Here is a 16,120-nt window from a genome sequence, read left to right as displayed (position 1 = left end):
AAACACTGGAAATATAACCATTACTTATAACAATTTTTATTACAACACCGGCATACAAACACCCACAATTTTCTGGGCGATTGAGAGATAGCAACATTCATCTATTGACTCGCTTGGATAGCAGCTTCGATTGCTAAACAGTGCAAAGCAATCTGGACTTGAAGTATAAAGGGTATACATACGAGATATTTTTTTTGAATAACATCAAGGTTAATTATTTCATTATTGGGATTATTGCGCTTGTTGCGGCCATGATTATCGGACTGAATCTCCGCTGGCCCAATACACAAAATAATCAACTCAATCAAATCCTCTCTCGAGGTGAATTGCGAGTCAGCGCGATTAGCTCCCCTCTGATTTATCTTGACGATGAAGCGAATCTGCATGGTTTTGATTATGAGCTTGTACAAAGCTTTGCCGATTACCTCGGCGTAAAACTAATCATCACCATGAGACCCACCGTCGAGCTTATTTTTGATGATATTGAAGAGGGGAATGCAGATATCGGGGTTGCTGGTCTGCTCTATAATAAAGATAGATTACAAAAAATGAAAACTGGGCCAAGCTACCTAAATGTGACACAGCAATTGGTCTACCGAAAAGGTTCTACTCGCCCTAAGAGCTTTAATGATATTAAAGGAAAATTGGTGGTTATGGCAGGCTCTGCACACGCTAGCACCCTCAAATCATTAGCCGGTAAATACCCAGAGCTGACTTGGCAAGAAACTACCGAATACACAACCAATCAATTGTTAGAAATGGTTGCCGAAGGGCTGATTGACTATACACTCGAAGATTCAATTTCCGTTGCCCTCCAACAACGCATTCATCCAGAAATTGCTGTTGGATTCGATTTAGTCGATGATCACGCCATTACTTGGTATATGAAACGTCTTAATGACGATAGCCTAAACGCTGCCCTTCTCGACTTTTTCAATGTCAGTAATGAAATAGACTTACTCGCAAGACTTGATGAAAAATATTTCAGTCACGTTAGTTCATTCGATTATTTTGATACCATTTCATTTATTAACGCTATCAACAAAAAACTGCCCAATTATCAGCCACTATTTGAAAAATATGCCACGACCCTTGATTGGAAACTCTTAGCCGCTATTGCATGGCAAGAATCCCATTGGGATCCTTTGGCTACCTCACCAACAGGTGTACGTGGACTAATGATGCTTACAAAACCAACGGCGGAAACCATGGGTGTCGCTGATAGGTTAGACGCTGAGGAGAGTATTAAAGGAGGAGCTGCCTATCTCGAATATCTGATGCAGCGCCTGCCAGTATCCATTGCTGATGACGATAGAATTTGGTTTGCTTTAGCCGCCTATAATATGGGCTATGGCCACATGCAAGATGTTAGAAAGCTAACTGAAATGCAAGGAGGTGATCCTGACCGCTGGCTAGATGTGAAATCAAGGTTACCTCTTCTAACACAAAAAAAATATTATTCTCAACTTAACTATGGTTACGCACGGGGTCACGAAGCCTACCGCTATGTTGAAAATATTCGCCGCTACCATCAAAGTTTGGTTGGGTATTTACAAAACCAAGATAAAAAACAGCGTGCACTAGCGATTGCGGAAAAATCGCTCATTTTATTTCCGCCTCTTACAACGCCTAACGAGCAGAAGCAGGCTGTTGAAAATGCAGACACCGCAAAACAGGATGATGTGACCTCAAACGCACCACAAGCATCTTCAACACAAAATCCCCACCAAGAAAAGGTTAGCCTAAAACACGTTCAATCTGCTCCAGTACAGCAGAAGTTACCCGCTATTCCCCCGAAGGATACGCTCACTTTGGGGCAATATTTTCTTTCACCCCATACACAAGAAGGCTCCCATGCCAAGGAGCCTACAGAGCCAGTAACAACAAATAATTAGAAACTTAATCATAGCTAATCAGAATGAAAGAGGGATTAAGGTGATTTTTGCTGCTGACATCCTCCGCACTCACCTTCTGTTTGCGCCAACATCTGTTTCTGCGCTTTCTTTTGTGCTCTACGCATTTTAAAAAAATTACTTAACATCGCTGAGCAGGTTTCTTCTAAAACCCCGCCCTTCACATCCACATAATGATTTAATCCGGGGCGCTCTAAGATATTAATAAATGAACCGCAAGCACCGGTTTTAAAGTCTCTCGCCCCATAGACTAAACGCCCTATTCGACTATGTACTAATGCGCCAGCACACATAATGCATGGCTCCAACGTTACATAAAGTGTTGTGTCTAATAATCGGTAATTACTAAGCGCACGACCACCTTGCTGTAACACCATTATTTCTGCGTGAGCTGTAGGATCATGACTTTCGATTGAACGATTCCAACCCGATGCAATTAATTGATTATCTTTCACTAATAGAGCACCAACAGGTATTTCTCCTGCATCTTGAGCATTTTTCGCCAATTCTAAAGCGCGCTTCATCCAAAACTCATCAACTTCGGCTTGTGTCACAGCAACCTCTAATCTATCTATTTAAATAGATTATACCGTAAATTATTTGAGTTGCTGTAGGGCGGTAATGAGGAAATTTATCAATCACTGCATAGAGAGGAAGTTACCGTGGTTTTGATATGCCACGATAACTGATAAATAGACAACAGTGTGAACAAGGCAAAATCTCGCCTTAATTACTAAAAATCGCTAATTTTGCAGCAAACCCCATAAAAAAGCTTCCTACCGCACAGTTACCCAATTTAGCCAATATTTGTTTTTCACGTAAAAAACGCGCGATAAGATAACCACTAAAAATCAGCAGACTAAGATAAATAAAGCTGACAAGCTCCAAAATAGACGCGAGCACCAAATATGGAACCCAAGCGTGCGAGTAATTAAAGTCAATAAATTGAATAAAAAAGGAGATATAAAATAGAATCGCTTTTGGATTAGTTAAGCTTAGGATCAACGCACGCGTAAAAATTTTCTCTGATTTAACCACCATTGGCTCAGTATCTGAACTTGCTAATTTTTTTTGCTTAAAAGTCGCATAAAGAATTTTGCAACCTAAGTACAACAGGTACGCCGCGCCTAAATACCTTACGACCATAAAAAGTGTAGGTGACGCTTTTATCACTGACGCAACCCCAATAAATGAGAGAAAAATGAGTATTGCATCACCGGTAAATACGCCTAATGCTGCCCGATACCCTGCTTGAGTACCATGAGATGTACTTGATTTTAAAACATATAATGAATTTGGCCCCGGCACTATGATGATAAAAATCAACCCTGCCATATAAGTCCAGAAATTCAAAACACCAAAACTTTCAAACATAATGAAAACCTTAACCATTTTTTTCTTATTACTATCACAATCTTAACCAGTTGTGAATATTTATAAATTCAATTATTACCATAACATTTAAAAATATGAAATAAGCTAATAATAATGATTATTTTTAAATATGCCTTATTTTCATAATATCAAAGTGCTTATAAACAATTTAACTTACTAATAAATAAAGGAGCTGATATGTCTCTGATCCAATCAGGTATTCAAGCGGGTATATTTGAACAGTTTTACCCAACCACGCTTGTCTACACTGCTGCAAAAAATATTCTTCTTAGGCCATACTCCTCAAGATAAGGCCTACTTTATTTATAATGTTAGTGATAAAGGGATTATTGATACAAGTGCTCCTATCCATAAAGGGAAATTAAACAGCTACCTTAGCAATCTACAATATGTACAAGATTTAACGCTGAATAAACAGTATATTTATGGTTATAATTTAGAAGAAAAGACCATTCAATTCTTTGTTGTTTTAGATAATGGCAATCTTGAAAATGTTTACGACTTTACTTTTAACGCTAACGGCATGCAAATTAGAACAGCGTCGTTCTTCGTTATCAACGGCATTTTATACTATTACTACCAGTATGAAAAATCAAAAAATTGGGAATCATTCTCTGTCGTAATTGTAAAATAATAGTGTTTGATAGCTAAAGAGTTCCTTTTAAGGATTGGTAACCCCAATCCTTTATTTTAAAAGTTATCTCTTATATAAGATTAAAGCAACCACACTAAATAAGATAATTTTAGATAAGCCTTACAGTCAGCGTTTTCAATATTAATTAACCCGATAAATAACAAAATCCCACCATCTAAAATTTATAGTCACTGTAATGCTAAATCTTTAATCCATAATAAACTAATGACACATAACAAAGAATACTAAATAATACAAAAAATTGTATATCTAAAAAACAGGCTAACTTAATACAATCGACTTCGATGTGTTTATTCTATTTTTCCCTATTAAATAGAGATAGCTCATACTCTCTAAGATAATATTACTAATACACATTCTATTTAGCACATAATAATAAATGTTATCATATTGAACCGCGAATTCAGATAATAAGTGCAACGCTCGGTCATGTTAGATGGAAGGACGGTTAGCTACTGATAAGCTATCCTGCTCTTCCGACCAAAGATGAGCGAGTAAGTATGAAGTATCAGCAACTAACCGAAGGACAACGATACCAGATATCGATACTGCGTGAGGATAATTTATCCTGCCATGAGATAGGTATCCGTATCGGTGTAAGCAAGTCCACGGTCTCCCGTGAACTGAGGCGTAACACTTCAGATACTGGTTATAACCCACAACAGGCACACCAGAAGTGCTGTGATAGGCGGCTGTCATCTGCCAAAAGGACAATTCCTCAGCAGACCATAGATTTCGTGATATTTGCTCTGGAGTGGAAGTGGAGTCCTGAGCAAATAAGTGCAATTGGCAGCATTATTGGTCTTAGCGTCAGCCATGAATGGATTTACCAGTATATCTATGCGGATAAGCGTAGCGGTGGCGAGTTGTACAGGCATCTTAGGCAGGGCAAACGGCGATATCGTAAGGGCTACGGGCAGAAACGAGGGCGCATCCCTGATGCGGTATCCATTGAGCTACGGCCGTCAGTCGTCGATGACCGTAGCCGTCTGGGGGACTGGGAGGCCGATTTGGTGCAGGGTAAACAGGGCACTGGTGCTATCGTGACACTGGCAGAACGCAAAAGCCGTATTTACCTGACAAAAAAGGTGTTTTCAAAGGATGCGGTGGAAGTCAGTAAGGCCATTATCTCACTGCTGAGTGAGTATCAGGATGTATGTCACACAATAACGTTCGATAACGGTCTAGAGTTTAGTGAGCACAAGGCGATAGCAGAAGCACTGAACGCAGATACGTACTTTGCCCATCCGTATGCCTCGCATGAGCGTGGGCTGAACGAGAATACGAATGGGTTGTTAAGACAGTTTATCCCGAAAGGAACAGACCTGCGGACAGTGACAGAAGAAGACTTACAACGCTATCAGGGAGCGTTGAACAGCAGGCCACGCAAGTGTCTGGGGTTCAGACAACCTTCGGTGGTGTTTGCGGAGCTAAGAAAGGCGGCTTAGCGTTGCACTTCGGACTTGAATCCGCCAACAATGTTTATTATCTTTGCTATGGAAATTATAGCCACGCTTATCCCTTTTCCAGTTATGCATAATAAATAATACAATTTTTTAACATAAAAAGAAGATGTTAGGTGAAATTGATAGAATTAGTATTTAATTTCCCTATTTCCGTGTAGAATTAGTCACCTCATTAGAATTATTTATGGTAACAGATTTAACTGATTGAAATGGCACTATTAATTACTAAAAAATGTATCAATTGCGATATGTGCGAACCCGAATGCCCTAATAATGCTATCTATATGGGTGACGAAATTTATGAAATCGATGCAGATCTCTGCACTGAATGTGTCGGCCACTATGATAAACCGACCTGTCAATCGGTTTGCCCTATCAACAATACGATTATCACAGACCCACAACATATTGAAACACAAGAACAATTATGGGATAAGTTTGTCATGATCCATCATGCTGATAAAATTTAGCCTATTAGCACTTTCTACCTGTTCCCAGACACTTACTCACGACCCAGCGCTATCGCTGAGTGTTGATTACCCCCGCCGCATAACGGCGAGGTATCATCCTCTTCTTATCAAATATGCCCTCTGGATAAGAAGAGTTATTGAGCCTATTGTGTGCCAATTACACACTTTCAATAATCACCGTCGCAGCGGCATAATGGCGCTCATCCGTAATAGATACGTGAATATGCGTTACGTTCATACGCTGCGCTAGTTTTTCAGCCTCCCCCACCAATGTTAGTAGCGGTTTCCCCAAAGAGTCATTACTGACTTCAAATTGGTTAAAGGCCAATCCATTACGAATTCCGGTACCGAGCGCCTTAGCTGCCGCCTCTTTAACCGCAAAACGTTTTGCTAAGAAACGAGCTGGCTGAGCTTGTTGTTGAAACTGCGCAAATTCATTTTCAGTCAATATCCGTTTCGCTAAGCTGTCAGCTGAACGTTTAATCACCGCTTCTATTCGGGCTATTTCAACAATATCCGTACCAAGACCTACGATTGCCATTAGTAACGCGCTTCTCTGAGTAGTTTTTTCATATCTGCCACCGCATTCGCTAGGCCGCTAAATAACGCTCGCCCAATAATGGCATGCCCGATATTCAATTCATAAATTTCAGGTAATAGCGCGATCCGCTGAACATTATGATAAGTTAAACCATGGCCCGCATTTACTTTTAGGCCTTTCCCTGCCGCATAAGCTACGCCATCACGAATTCGACGATATTCGATTTCTTGTTCTTGCTCCGTTTTCGCATCTGCATATGCACCTGTATGTATCTCAATAAATGGTGCACCTGCTGCTTGCGCCGCATCAATTTGAGTGTGATCAGCATCAATAAACAGAGATACTTGAATACCGGCTTCAGTCAAGCGTTTAACAGCATCAGTAATTTTGGGTAATTGCCCCGCCACATCAAGCCCCCCTTCCGTCGTGACCTCTTCACGCTTTTCAGGTACTAGGCAGCAAAATGCAGGCTTCACTCGACATGCAATGTTAATCATTTCCTCTGTCACTGCCATTTCAAGGTTCATTCTGGTTTGAATAGTCTCTTTTAGCAGCTCAATATCCCTATCAGTAATATGGCGGCGATCTTCTCGCAAATGCACAGTAATACCATCAGCTCCTGCTTGTTCTGCAACAAATGCGGCTTGTACAGGATCAGGATACTGTGTTCCCCGTGCATTTCTCACTGTTGCGATATGATCTATGTTTACACCTAACAAAAGCTCAGCCATTTTTCACTCCCTATCATAAATACAGTCAAGTACGCTCAATGCTCCTATCCTACTGCAATTTAATATTGAGTGGGAATAAATCTCTATCGCTTCGAGCGCCTTTCCATATTTTGACGACTTTTTCAGCAAACTTATTAGATTTTGGGAAGCGGCTCGTAAAATATCGGCGTGGTGCAGATTTTGATTTGGCATACTGACCATTGTCGGTCACACTTAGCTCATGATTTTGGTGTATTACCAACAGGGGGCTTAGTAAATTGTCGGAATAGTTCGCGGCTCTTTAGCGGTTTTCCACCTAAATAGGGTTTCAAGGCTATACGAGTAAAGCGTTTAGCCGCTCTCAGTGTGTCACTGTCGGGGAATTCGCGTGCTGCCAAGGCTTTAAGGTGTTTACCAGTAAAACTAAGTTGGTCGATGACTAAACTACCAATAAAACCTTTTTCTTCTCGATAACGGTAAGTCATTGTGTCTGAAACAGGCTCGCCACTACCTGCGCAATGAAGAAAATCAACACCGTAACCAAGGTAGGATAACAAGGCTAGCTCAAATTGGCGTAACGCAGCTTCAGGTGTGTGTTCACTAGCAGCAAGTAATTGTAAGCAAGAAAGGTAATCAAAGAATAATGCTGAATACGGAGTACCAAATTCAATGACTCTCGTCACTAATTCATTGAGATATAACCCACTATAAAGTACGGTTCCCGTTAGTGGTAATGAGAGTGAAATAGGATCTGCATGGGTTAATGTTTTAATCTCACCTTTGCCACCCCAGCGGATTAACAAAGGTGTAAAGGGCTGCAAGCAGCCCCTAAAAGGTGAACGGTTTCGGCGAGCCCCTTTTGCTAATAAGCGGATTTTGCCTTCCCCCTCAGTGAAGAAATCGACTAATAAGCTCGTTTCACTAAAGGGTCTAGAATGGAGTACAAACGCACGTTGCCAGCCACTCACAATTTCACCAATAAATTTATTTTAGGTCATCAACATAGCCTAAGCTGCGTAATGCGCGTTCATCATCCGCCCAGCCAGCTTTCACTTTAACCCACAGTTCAAGGTGTACTTTGGTATCAAACAGCTTTTCCATATCGATGCGGGCTTCCGTACCGATTGTTTTAAGCTTACTACCTTTATTACCAATCACCATTTTCTTTTGGCCTTCACGTTCAACAAGGATCAAGCCATTGATATGGTATCCCCCCCTTTCCATCATTTTGAACTGCTCAATTTCAACAGTCACAGAATAAGGAAGTTCATCACCTAAGAAACGCATCAATTTTTCACGAATGATTTCTGATGCCATAAATCGCTGAGAGCGATCGGTAATATAATCTTCAGGGAAATGATGCTCAGCTTCAGGAATGTGCTGCTTAACAATTTTTGCAATCGTATCAACGCCTTTACCTTTTTCAGCACTAATTGGCACAACGTCCAAAAAGTTCATTTTTTGGCTGACAAAGCCAATATGCGGTAACAGCACTGTTTTATCCGTGACATTATCAATTTTGTTAATTGCTAAAATCACAGGGCAGCGAAGACCTTTTAATTTGTTGAGTACCATTTCATCGTCGTCAGTCCAATTCGTGCCTTCTACGACAAAAATAACTAGCTCAACATCCCCTATTGAACTTGAAGCTGCACGGTTCATCAAACGATTGATTGCTCGTTTTTCTTCAATATGCAGGCCTGGCGTATCCACATAGATGATTTGATATTCATCTTCAGTATGGATCCCCATAATACGGTGGCGCGTCGTTTGAGGCTTTCTCGACGTAATTGAAACTTTTTGCCCCAATAGCTGGTTTAATAGCGTTGACTTACCGACATTTGGTCGCCCAACAATAGCTACAAAGCCACAGTGGGGTAATTTTTCACTCATTCAATCTCCAAAATTTTCAATGCTTGCTCCGCAGCGGCCTGCTCAGCTTTACGTCGACTTGAACCAACCCCGTTAATAGGTTGTTCAATACCACTGACTTGGCAGTGGATAGTAAATTCCTGATCATGAGCCTCACCTTTAACTTGGACAACGATATAGTTAGGCAAAGGCAAATGACGCCCCTGTAGATATTCTTGTAGTCTCGTTTTCGGGTCCTTTTGCTTGTCACCCGGGCTGATTTCATTCAACCTAGTTTGATACCAATCTAAAATAATTTTTTCTATTGTTTGGATATCACTATCGAGAAAGATCCCCCCGATCAATGCTTCCACTGTATCAGCGAGGATAGATTCACGGCGGAAACCGCCACTTTTTAGTTCGCCTGGCCCTAAACGTAAACACTCGCCAAGCTCAAATTCACGAGCAATTTCCGCCAGTGTATTTCCGCGCACTAGCGTTGCTCTCATGCGACTCATATCTCCTTCATCCACTTTCGGGAAGCGATGATATAAATCATTTGCGATCACAAAACTTAAAATAGAATCGCCAAGGAACTCTAGGCGCTCGTTATGCTTACAGTTTGCACTGCGATGCGTAAGCGCCTGAATTAAAAGATCGTGTTGATTAAACTTATAACCAAGTTTTCGTTGCAATTGCTCAAGTAAAGAGGGGTTCATGCGCGTTCAGCCATTTCTCTGATTGACAAAAAAGCACACGCAACAGACCTGTAAAAAACAAAACTGTTGCGTTTGCACTGACTCTTAACGCTTTTATCTTTCATTTATATAATAGAACTAAGCTTAAAATTCAGCATAACACTATTAATGAATAAAATGATAAGAGTTAATTAAGAAGCCAATAAATATTAATTTAAATTATATTGTACACTGAGATAAACAATAATGCTTCGGTTTATACGGGTTTTCACACGAAAACCCGTATAAATCTACCTTATGAACCTAGTGGCCCAATTCGGCTAAAGCGAATACCTGTCGGCCATTCACCTTCTTGTTTCTCAAGACTTAGCCAGATAAATACAGCGCGACCAACCAAATTTTGTTCCGGAACAAAGCCCCACATACGGCTGTCTGAGCTGTTATCTCGGTTATCCCCCATCATGAAGTAGTGTTTCTCAGGTACAATCCACTCATTTGGCGGCATATTAGGCTGTATGTAACGAGATTCCGTAATGGCCTGACGAATAATCAAAATCTGGTGCTCGACGGTATCGAGAGTTTCACTTCTTTGATATTGACGTAATGCATTTCTTGGCAATGGTTCGTCAAGAGGAATTTCATAGTTACCTTTTTGGCTATCGACCAAAGACTCCACATTGAAAAACATGGTCCACTCACTCGGCGCTAACGGACCATATTTTATTGGAAGTTGTTTCGTACAGTTATTATCTGCGCAATTCGGATAAATTGTCAGCTCTTTAGCGTTTGGATCATAAACAATTTTATCACCCGGTAAGCCAATAACCCGTTTTACATAGTCAATTGTTGGATTTTCTGGATATTTAAATACGGCAATATCACCACGCGCAGGTTTTCCCGTTTTAATTAACGTCGTTTGCGTAATGGGATCTTTTAGACCATAAGCAAACTTCTCAACCAGCATAAAATCCCCAACCAACAACGTTGGCATCATTGACCCAGATGGAATTTGAAAGGGTTCATAAATAAATGAACGAACCACCAATACAATCGCTAATACTGGGAAAATCGAGGAGCCTGTTTCAACCCACGATGGACGGCGTACAGCTTTATCCATCTCATCTTGAGTTAATGAGCCTTGACTCACTTCCTGTATATGTTTGAGCTTTTTCTTCCGCTCAGGCGAAAATTTAAAGCGATCTAAACACCAAATAATCCCCGTAATCACTGTCGCCAGTGTTAGGATCAAGGCAAAGGTGTTAGCCATTGAGACTCCTTGTAATTTTAGTTGTCTTTACCAACATGCAAAATAGCGAGGAAAGCTTCTTGAGGTAATTCAACATTACCCACTTGCTTCATGCGCTTCTTACCTTCCTTCTGCTTCTGCAACAGTTTCTTCTTACGGCTAACATCACCACCATAACATTTAGCCAGTACGTTTTTACGCAATTGTTTAACGGTAGAGCGAGCAATAATATGGTTACCAATTGCAGCTTGGATCGCGATATCAAACTGTTGACGAGGGATTAAATCCTTCATTTTTTCAACCAATTCACGACCACGATACTGTGAGTTAGCTCGGTGAGTGATCAATGCCAAGGCATCCACACGCTCGCCGTTGATCATAACATCAACACGAACCATGTCTGACGTTTGGAAACGCTTAAATGCATAATCCAAAGAAGCATAACCACGAGATGTTGATTTCAAGCGATCGAAGAAATCCAATACCACTTCTGACATTGGAATATCATACGTTAATGAAACTTGATTACCATGATAGACCATATTTGTCTGAACGCCGCGTTTTTCCACACAAAGTGTAATAACGTTGCCAAGATACTCTTTAGGCATCAGCATGTGACATTCAGCAATTGGCTCACGCAACTCTTCGATATTATTCAATGGTGGCAACTTAGCGGGGCTATCGACATAAACGATTTCACCGTTCGTTTGCACAACTTCATACACAACGGTCGGAGCCGTGGTGATCAGATCTAAATTGTATTCACGCTCTAAGCGCTCTTGAATGATCTCCATATGCAGCAGGCCAAGGAACCCGCAACGGAATCCGAAGCCAAGAGCACTAGAGGTTTCAGGCTCATAAAAGAGTGACGCATCATTCAAGCTCAACTTGCCTAGTGCATCACGGAATGCTTCATAATCGTCTGAACTGACTGGGAATAAACCTGCATAAACTTGAGGTTTAACTTTTTTAAACCCAGGTAATGCTTTATCAGCAGGATTACGAGCGCCCGTTAAAGTATCCCCGACAGGTGCCCCTGTGATATCTTTAATCGCACACACTAACCAACCAACTTCACCGCAACTGAGAGAGTCGCGATCAATTTGTTTTGGTGTGAAAATACCAAGACGATCCGCGTTGTACACTTGGCCCGTGCTCATCACCTTAATTTTATCGCCTTTGCGTAACGTACCGTTTTTAATACGGATAAGTGATACAACACCTAAATAATTATCAAACCATGAGTCGATAATAAGCGCCTGTAAAGGTGCCTCTGCGTCACCTTCTGGCGCAGGGATAGATTGCACTAAACGCTCAATAACATCTTGAACGCCAATCCCCGTTTTTGCCGAACAACGTACCGCATCATGCGCATCAATGCCCACAATATCTTCAATTTCTTCTGCAACGCGTTCAGGATCAGCCGCTGGTAAGTCGATTTTGTTCAACACAGGAACAACTTCAAGATCCATTTCAATCGCTGTATAGCAGTTAGCCAGCGTTTGAGCTTCAACCCCTTGCCCCGCATCAACAACGAGCAGCGCACCTTCACAGGCAGCTAATGAGCGTGATACTTCATAAGAGAAGTCAACGTGGCCTGGGGTATCGATAAAGTTCAATTGATAGGTCTCACCATCGGAGGCCTTATAATCCAGCGTCACACTTTGCGCTTTGATTGTAATTCCGCGTTCACGTTCTAAATCCATAGAGTCTAGAACCTGAGCCGCCATTTCTCTGTCCGTTAAACCACCACAAATCTGAATAATACGGTCAGACAACGTGGATTTACCATGGTCGATGTGAGCAATGATAGAAAAGTTTCTTATGTTATTGATTTTCAAGGTAATATCTTCTTTTAAATTGCCTACAAAATCAGCTCTGCATAAATAGGTATCGCAGAACTAAAATGCTATGATTATCACAAGATTACTAATTAGCTGCATTTTACATAGAAGATCTCTGTAACACAAAGGTTCAATGTAAAACAACTGTAAACTATGCAGGTTTTTGCTAGATAGGAGCGCTGAACTCGCCAAACCGCCTATCAAGCAAGGCGGGTTCACTCAGCAATCAACTTGAACTGACAGTTCGTTGGGGGGTAAGCCTATTTGTAAGATAACTGGTTGAAATGCAGTCTCATCCCGCCAATAAGAGGCGATTTTACGCGCTAAAAAGAAGCCTAAAAAGCCACCAGCGACACCAGAAAGAGCAACCCAGACTTGTTCAAACCCCGCTAATTGTACTAACGCTGCAACCAGAAATAGGCCAATCAACGGGGTTAAATAAACGAGCATAGCAGAGCGCAGCAAACTCCCTTCAGGAATTCCAACCTCCACTTTTTGCCCAACAACTAAAGGTTGCTCAATGTCAACTTCGAGCTGATGTTCGGTATTTGGCCCTATTTTACTCAATGCGTATGAACCACATGCCGCGCGCGCGCTACAGCTACCACACCCAGAAGAAGCCCCATAACGCAATAACGCCCTTCCTTGGTGCCAACGAATAACTGTTGCCCACTCTTTTATCATCATCTACTCCTGAAAACGAATGCTTGCAGCGACTTGCTGTGCCGTTGATAACGGCAGTTCACCTATTATGGTAATCACATTTTGTTTCTGAGTCATTGTATAAATTGTGCGGCGGCCATTTTGGACTGGTTGTTCTAAAGGCAAGCCTTGCTCAGCTTTAGTGACATTAACCGAAAAAGTGAATAAGCCATCACTAAATAATGCGCTCTCTACCTCATCATTTTCGGCAAGTTTACGTTTTGAACGAGAGACTTCTTCAAACCCAGGAGGTAAAAGTCCAACACGCCATTTAAATGACGGACGATTATCCTGAGGGGAGACTAGCAGCGGTGGTAAATTAATCTTACTTAAATTCACTAGAGAGTCATTCACCGTTTTGCTGTCTAGCACCGTTGAAATGACGCGAAACTGTTCTAACGTTTGGTTATTGTTATCTAAGAGATCGACCCGTAATGGCAACTTATTTTCTTCATCAATCAGAAGAACATAATTAAAACGAGAGTTATCTTTAGAAATAATGCGAATAACGAGTGAAGGCTTATCACCGATATGGGTTCGCCCCGCATCGATAAAATTATAGTACGGTTTGATTTTGTCATAATCAGCAAATAATACCGAAGGCAAATTATCGACAATATGCTTCCCATTTAAGCTGAAGGCATCAAAACCGGGTTCAAAATAACTGATCCTTTCCCCTTTTTGCACTATTTCACGCCGCGTAGAATCCATTTGGATCATTTGAGAGACAGGAACATTATTAATGATCCCATGTCGATAACGGACAGGCACGATGCTTCTGGGACTAAAGGACATAAAAGACATTTCGTAGGAAAGATTTTGGGCAGCGCTCCCCATCTCTTTAAAGAGAGCTTCGGCATCTTGTTGAGATGCCGAAGCTTGATTAGATAAAATCAGGCTGCCCGCCAGGCAGATGACGGATAACCACTTATTCATTAGCGCGCTTTAGCTCCAGCGGGTGCTGTAGTAATATTATCATTATCATGATATTGCTGATTAAGCATTGAACGTCTTTCAATTTCATATTGCTGTAGCATTGCATTTACACGCTGATTTTGCTGCTCAACTTGTTGCATTTGTTGCTCGTTACCAAAAAGTTGACCATCAGAGAAATTTAAACTCACAGGTGCGCCTGCTCCAACGGGAACGGTGTTAAACACAGGTTCATCAATCACCGATTCCGTTGAATTACTTTGATTATACTGCTGCACCCCAACGATAACAGCAAGGGATACACATGCTGCAACACCAATTTGGGTGATTTGACTTGCCCATGGACGAATTTTTTGCCAGAACGGCATCGCGCCCCATGTTGCAGGTTCAGGCTGTGACTCAACAACTACCTGAGGATTAATACGCACAACTTCATTCTCTAATGCTGCGGCGACTTTACCCGCTATGTCAAAATTGATGACATCAGGTGTGTCATTACGCAGAGTATCACGAATAAGATGATAGCTCTCCCAACGTTTTTGTAACGTTGAATCACATGAAATGGCATTTAACAGTTCTACATCTAGAACTTCGCCATCCATCATTGCGGAAAGTTTCTCTCTTTGCATGCCCGAATACCTTCAGTTAATTGCATCACAATTACAGTTTAATGCCCTGATTTCGCTATTTTTTGCACGTTATCTTGTGTTCCAAAAAACAATTCAATAAACACAAACATATTAGCGCTGCTGGATCAGTGGCTGTACTTTATTATCAATAGCTTCTCTTGCTCTAAAGATACGCGAACGCACGGTGCCTACAGGACAATCCATGATCTCGGCGATCTCTTCATAGCTTAAACCATCAAGTTCTCTGAGTGTTATTGCCATTTTTAAATCTTCAGGTAACGACTCAATGGTTCGAAAAACTACTTTCTTCAATTCATCAGACAACATTAAGTTCTCTGGGTTCGATATTTCTTTCAAAGCGCTTGCAGTTTCGTAGTTTTCTGCATCGCTTGCTTCAAGATCTGACGCGGGTGGGCGCCTATCTTGAGCGACTAAATAATTTTTAGCCGTGTTTACCGCAATACGATATAGCCAAGTATAAAAAGCACTATCACCGCGAAACGACCCTATCGCACGATAAGCTTTGATAAAAGACTCCTGAGCAACGTCAGGTACATCCGCTTGTGGTACATAACGGGAAACCAAGCTTGCAACTTTGTGCTGGTATTTTACAACCAGTAAGTTGAACGCTTTTTGATCGCCCTTTTGGACTTTTTCGACCAACATCTGGTCCGTTAGTTGCTCGCTCATTACTGGGAAAATCTCCCGCGCTCAGGCTGTAAATTTGTTAACTTGATCATGTCTCCCTTCCTAAAGCAAGCGTTACTTTGAGTAGTAAAAACAAGTGAAGTTCAATTTAATACATAAAAATAGTAAAAAATTGACAAAAAACCGTGTGACTACCGATATAGGATCTAAGAGCCTATCTCAATAGGAGGTAAATTCATCACCTTACCCAGCCATATCGATGTTTAAAAGTCAGGCTGTATAAGGTTTTGGTTACAGTGATAATATATTTTTTATGCGGTAATTAATCCCTATTGAGATAGGTTCTAAGTGATCCTAATTAATTTATCGCTAATTTATACATTATTCTACGTATCACACCGCTTTATTTACCCTAAGTA

The 16,120-nt window shown here is 41.1% G+C and carries 17 protein-coding genes; 4 read left to right on the top strand and 13 right to left on the bottom strand.

Going from position 1 to position 16,120, the window contains the following annotated elements:
• Nucleotides 1–251 precede the first annotated feature (251 nt).
• Complete coding sequence (gene mltF, locus M1E93_RS07080; protein ID WP_230089727.1) at nucleotides 252–1,895, top strand: membrane-bound lytic murein transglycosylase MltF; 1,644 nt, start codon at nucleotides 252–254, stop codon at nucleotides 1,893–1,895.
• Between the two features lie 35 nt (nucleotides 1,896–1,930).
• Here mltF and tadA read toward each other — a convergent pair whose 3' ends face one another.
• Nucleotides 1,931–2,467 carry a tRNA adenosine(34) deaminase TadA gene (gene tadA / locus M1E93_RS07075; protein ID WP_004921454.1) on the bottom strand — a complete coding sequence of 179 codons (537 nt, stop codon included), beginning with the start codon at nucleotides 2,465–2,467 and terminating at the stop codon, nucleotides 1,931–1,933.
• 172 nt (nucleotides 2,468–2,639) lie between these two features.
• Nucleotides 2,640–3,287: a leucine efflux protein LeuE gene (gene leuE, locus M1E93_RS07070; RefSeq protein WP_014656332.1), complete on the bottom strand. Its 648-nt coding sequence runs from the start codon at nucleotides 3,285–3,287 to the stop codon at nucleotides 2,640–2,642.
• Nucleotides 3,288–3,522: 235 nt separating this feature from the next.
• On the opposite strand from leuE, the gene M1E93_RS07065 reads away from it, so the two are divergent.
• The 3 genes from M1E93_RS07065 (at nucleotide 3,523) to M1E93_RS07055 (ending at nucleotide 5,899) form a co-directional block, all read left to right on the top strand.
• Nucleotides 3,523–3,942, top strand: coding sequence for an XRE family transcriptional regulator (locus M1E93_RS07065; RefSeq protein WP_426207230.1), 420 nt, complete (start codon nucleotides 3,523–3,525; stop codon nucleotides 3,940–3,942).
• A gap of 521 nt (nucleotides 3,943–4,463) precedes the next feature.
• A complete protein-coding gene (locus M1E93_RS07060) occupies nucleotides 4,464–5,411 on the top strand; it encodes an IS30 family transposase (RefSeq protein ID WP_140035165.1) in 948 nt (315 codons plus the stop codon).
• A 227-nt stretch (nucleotides 5,412–5,638) separates the two neighbouring features.
• Nucleotides 5,639–5,899, top strand: a complete 261-nt coding sequence (locus tag M1E93_RS07055) for a YfhL family 4Fe-4S dicluster ferredoxin (RefSeq protein ID WP_004921463.1) — start codon at nucleotides 5,639–5,641, stop codon at nucleotides 5,897–5,899.
• A gap of 157 nt (nucleotides 5,900–6,056) precedes the next feature.
• Here the strand turns inward: M1E93_RS07055 and acpS are convergent, their stop codons facing one another.
• The 11 genes from acpS to rpoE all read right to left on the bottom strand — a co-directional run bounded on the left by acpS (nucleotide 6,057) and on the right by rpoE (nucleotide 15,743).
• Entirely contained in the window at nucleotides 6,057–6,440 is a 384-nt protein-coding gene (acpS, locus tag M1E93_RS07050; RefSeq protein ID WP_004921465.1) for a holo-ACP synthase, read from the bottom strand.
• Nucleotides 6,440–7,171: a pyridoxine 5'-phosphate synthase gene (gene pdxJ, locus M1E93_RS07045; protein ID WP_004921469.1), complete on the bottom strand. Its 732-nt coding sequence runs from the start codon at nucleotides 7,169–7,171 to the stop codon at nucleotides 6,440–6,442. Before pdxJ ends, acpS begins: the two co-directional genes overlap by 1 nt.
• Nucleotides 7,172–7,389: 218 nt before the next feature.
• Nucleotides 7,390–8,118 carry a DNA repair protein RecO gene (gene recO / locus M1E93_RS07040; RefSeq protein WP_004921473.1) on the bottom strand — a complete coding sequence of 243 codons (729 nt, stop codon included), beginning with the start codon at nucleotides 8,116–8,118 and terminating at the stop codon, nucleotides 7,390–7,392.
• A 16-nt stretch (nucleotides 8,119–8,134) separates the two neighbouring features.
• Nucleotides 8,135–9,043 (bottom strand): GTPase Era, encoded by a 909-nt coding sequence (gene era, locus M1E93_RS07035; RefSeq protein WP_004921475.1) that lies wholly within the window; start codon nucleotides 9,041–9,043, stop codon nucleotides 8,135–8,137.
• Nucleotides 9,040–9,720 carry a ribonuclease III gene (gene rnc, locus M1E93_RS07030; RefSeq protein WP_426207229.1) on the bottom strand — a complete coding sequence of 227 codons (681 nt, stop codon included), beginning with the start codon at nucleotides 9,718–9,720 and terminating at the stop codon, nucleotides 9,040–9,042. Before rnc ends, era begins: the two co-directional genes overlap by 4 nt.
• 274 nt (nucleotides 9,721–9,994) lie before the next feature.
• Entirely contained in the window at nucleotides 9,995–10,966 is a 972-nt protein-coding gene (lepB, locus tag M1E93_RS07025; protein ID WP_004921482.1) for a signal peptidase I, read from the bottom strand.
• A gap of 17 nt (nucleotides 10,967–10,983) precedes the next feature.
• A complete protein-coding gene (gene lepA / locus M1E93_RS07020) occupies nucleotides 10,984–12,780 on the bottom strand; it encodes a translation elongation factor 4 (RefSeq protein WP_036943946.1) in 1,797 nt (598 codons plus the stop codon).
• Nucleotides 12,781–13,008: 228 nt separating this feature from the next.
• Nucleotides 13,009–13,473 carry a SoxR-reducing system protein RseC gene (gene rseC / locus M1E93_RS07015; RefSeq protein ID WP_014656334.1) on the bottom strand — a complete coding sequence of 155 codons (465 nt, stop codon included), beginning with the start codon at nucleotides 13,471–13,473 and terminating at the stop codon, nucleotides 13,009–13,011.
• A gap of 3 nt (nucleotides 13,474–13,476) precedes the next feature.
• Nucleotides 13,477–14,427, bottom strand: coding sequence for a sigma-E factor regulatory protein RseB (gene rseB, locus M1E93_RS07010; protein ID WP_004921489.1), 951 nt, complete (start codon nucleotides 14,425–14,427; stop codon nucleotides 13,477–13,479).
• Nucleotides 14,427–15,053, bottom strand: a complete 627-nt coding sequence (rseA, locus tag M1E93_RS07005) for an anti-sigma-E factor RseA (protein ID WP_426207228.1) — start codon at nucleotides 15,051–15,053, stop codon at nucleotides 14,427–14,429. Before rseA ends, rseB begins: the two co-directional genes overlap by 1 nt.
• Nucleotides 15,054–15,164: 111 nt before the next feature.
• Nucleotides 15,165–15,743, bottom strand: a complete 579-nt coding sequence (gene rpoE, locus M1E93_RS07000) for an RNA polymerase sigma factor RpoE (RefSeq protein WP_426207227.1) — start codon at nucleotides 15,741–15,743, stop codon at nucleotides 15,165–15,167.
• Nucleotides 15,744–16,120: the final 377 nt, after the last annotated feature.

Source organism: Providencia sp. PROV272, assembly GCF_049901975.1.
Taxonomy (GTDB): Bacteria; Pseudomonadota; Gammaproteobacteria; order Enterobacterales; family Enterobacteriaceae; genus Providencia; species Providencia stuartii.
The sequence above is the reverse complement of the archived record's forward strand: the minus strand, read 5'-3'. Positions and strand labels throughout refer to the sequence as shown.

Excerpts from the sequence above, each read along its gene's own strand:
- mltF (WP_230089727.1), top strand. The coding sequence starts at position 252 with ATGATTATCGGACTGAATCTCCGCTGGCCCAATACACAAAATAATCAA.
- leuE (WP_014656332.1), bottom strand. The coding sequence starts at position 3,287 with ATGTTTGAAAGTTTTGGTGTTTTGAATTTCTGGACTTATATGGCAGGG.
- M1E93_RS07060 (WP_140035165.1), top strand. The coding sequence starts at position 4,464 with ATGAAGTATCAGCAACTAACCGAAGGACAACGATACCAGATATCGATA.
- M1E93_RS07055 (WP_004921463.1), top strand. The coding sequence starts at position 5,639 with ATGGCACTATTAATTACTAAAAAATGTATCAATTGCGATATGTGCGAA.
- acpS (WP_004921465.1), bottom strand. The coding sequence starts at position 6,440 with ATGGCAATCGTAGGTCTTGGTACGGATATTGTTGAAATAGCCCGAATA.
- pdxJ (WP_004921469.1), bottom strand. The coding sequence starts at position 7,171 with ATGGCTGAGCTTTTGTTAGGTGTAAACATAGATCATATCGCAACAGTG.
- era (WP_004921475.1), bottom strand. The coding sequence starts at position 9,043 with ATGAGTGAAAAATTACCCCACTGTGGCTTTGTAGCTATTGTTGGGCGA.
- rnc (WP_426207229.1), bottom strand. The coding sequence starts at position 9,720 with ATGAACCCCTCTTTACTTGAGCAATTGCAACGAAAACTTGGTTATAAG.
- lepB (WP_004921482.1), bottom strand. The coding sequence starts at position 10,966 with ATGGCTAACACCTTTGCCTTGATCCTAACACTGGCGACAGTGATTACG.
- rseC (WP_014656334.1), bottom strand. The coding sequence starts at position 13,473 with ATGATAAAAGAGTGGGCAACAGTTATTCGTTGGCACCAAGGAAGGGCG.
- rseB (WP_004921489.1), bottom strand. The coding sequence starts at position 14,427 with ATGAATAAGTGGTTATCCGTCATCTGCCTGGCGGGCAGCCTGATTTTA.
- rseA (WP_426207228.1), bottom strand. The coding sequence starts at position 15,053 with ATGCAAAGAGAGAAACTTTCCGCAATGATGGATGGCGAAGTTCTAGAT.
- rpoE (WP_426207227.1), bottom strand. The coding sequence starts at position 15,743 with ATGAGCGAGCAACTAACGGACCAGATGTTGGTCGAAAAAGTCCAAAAG.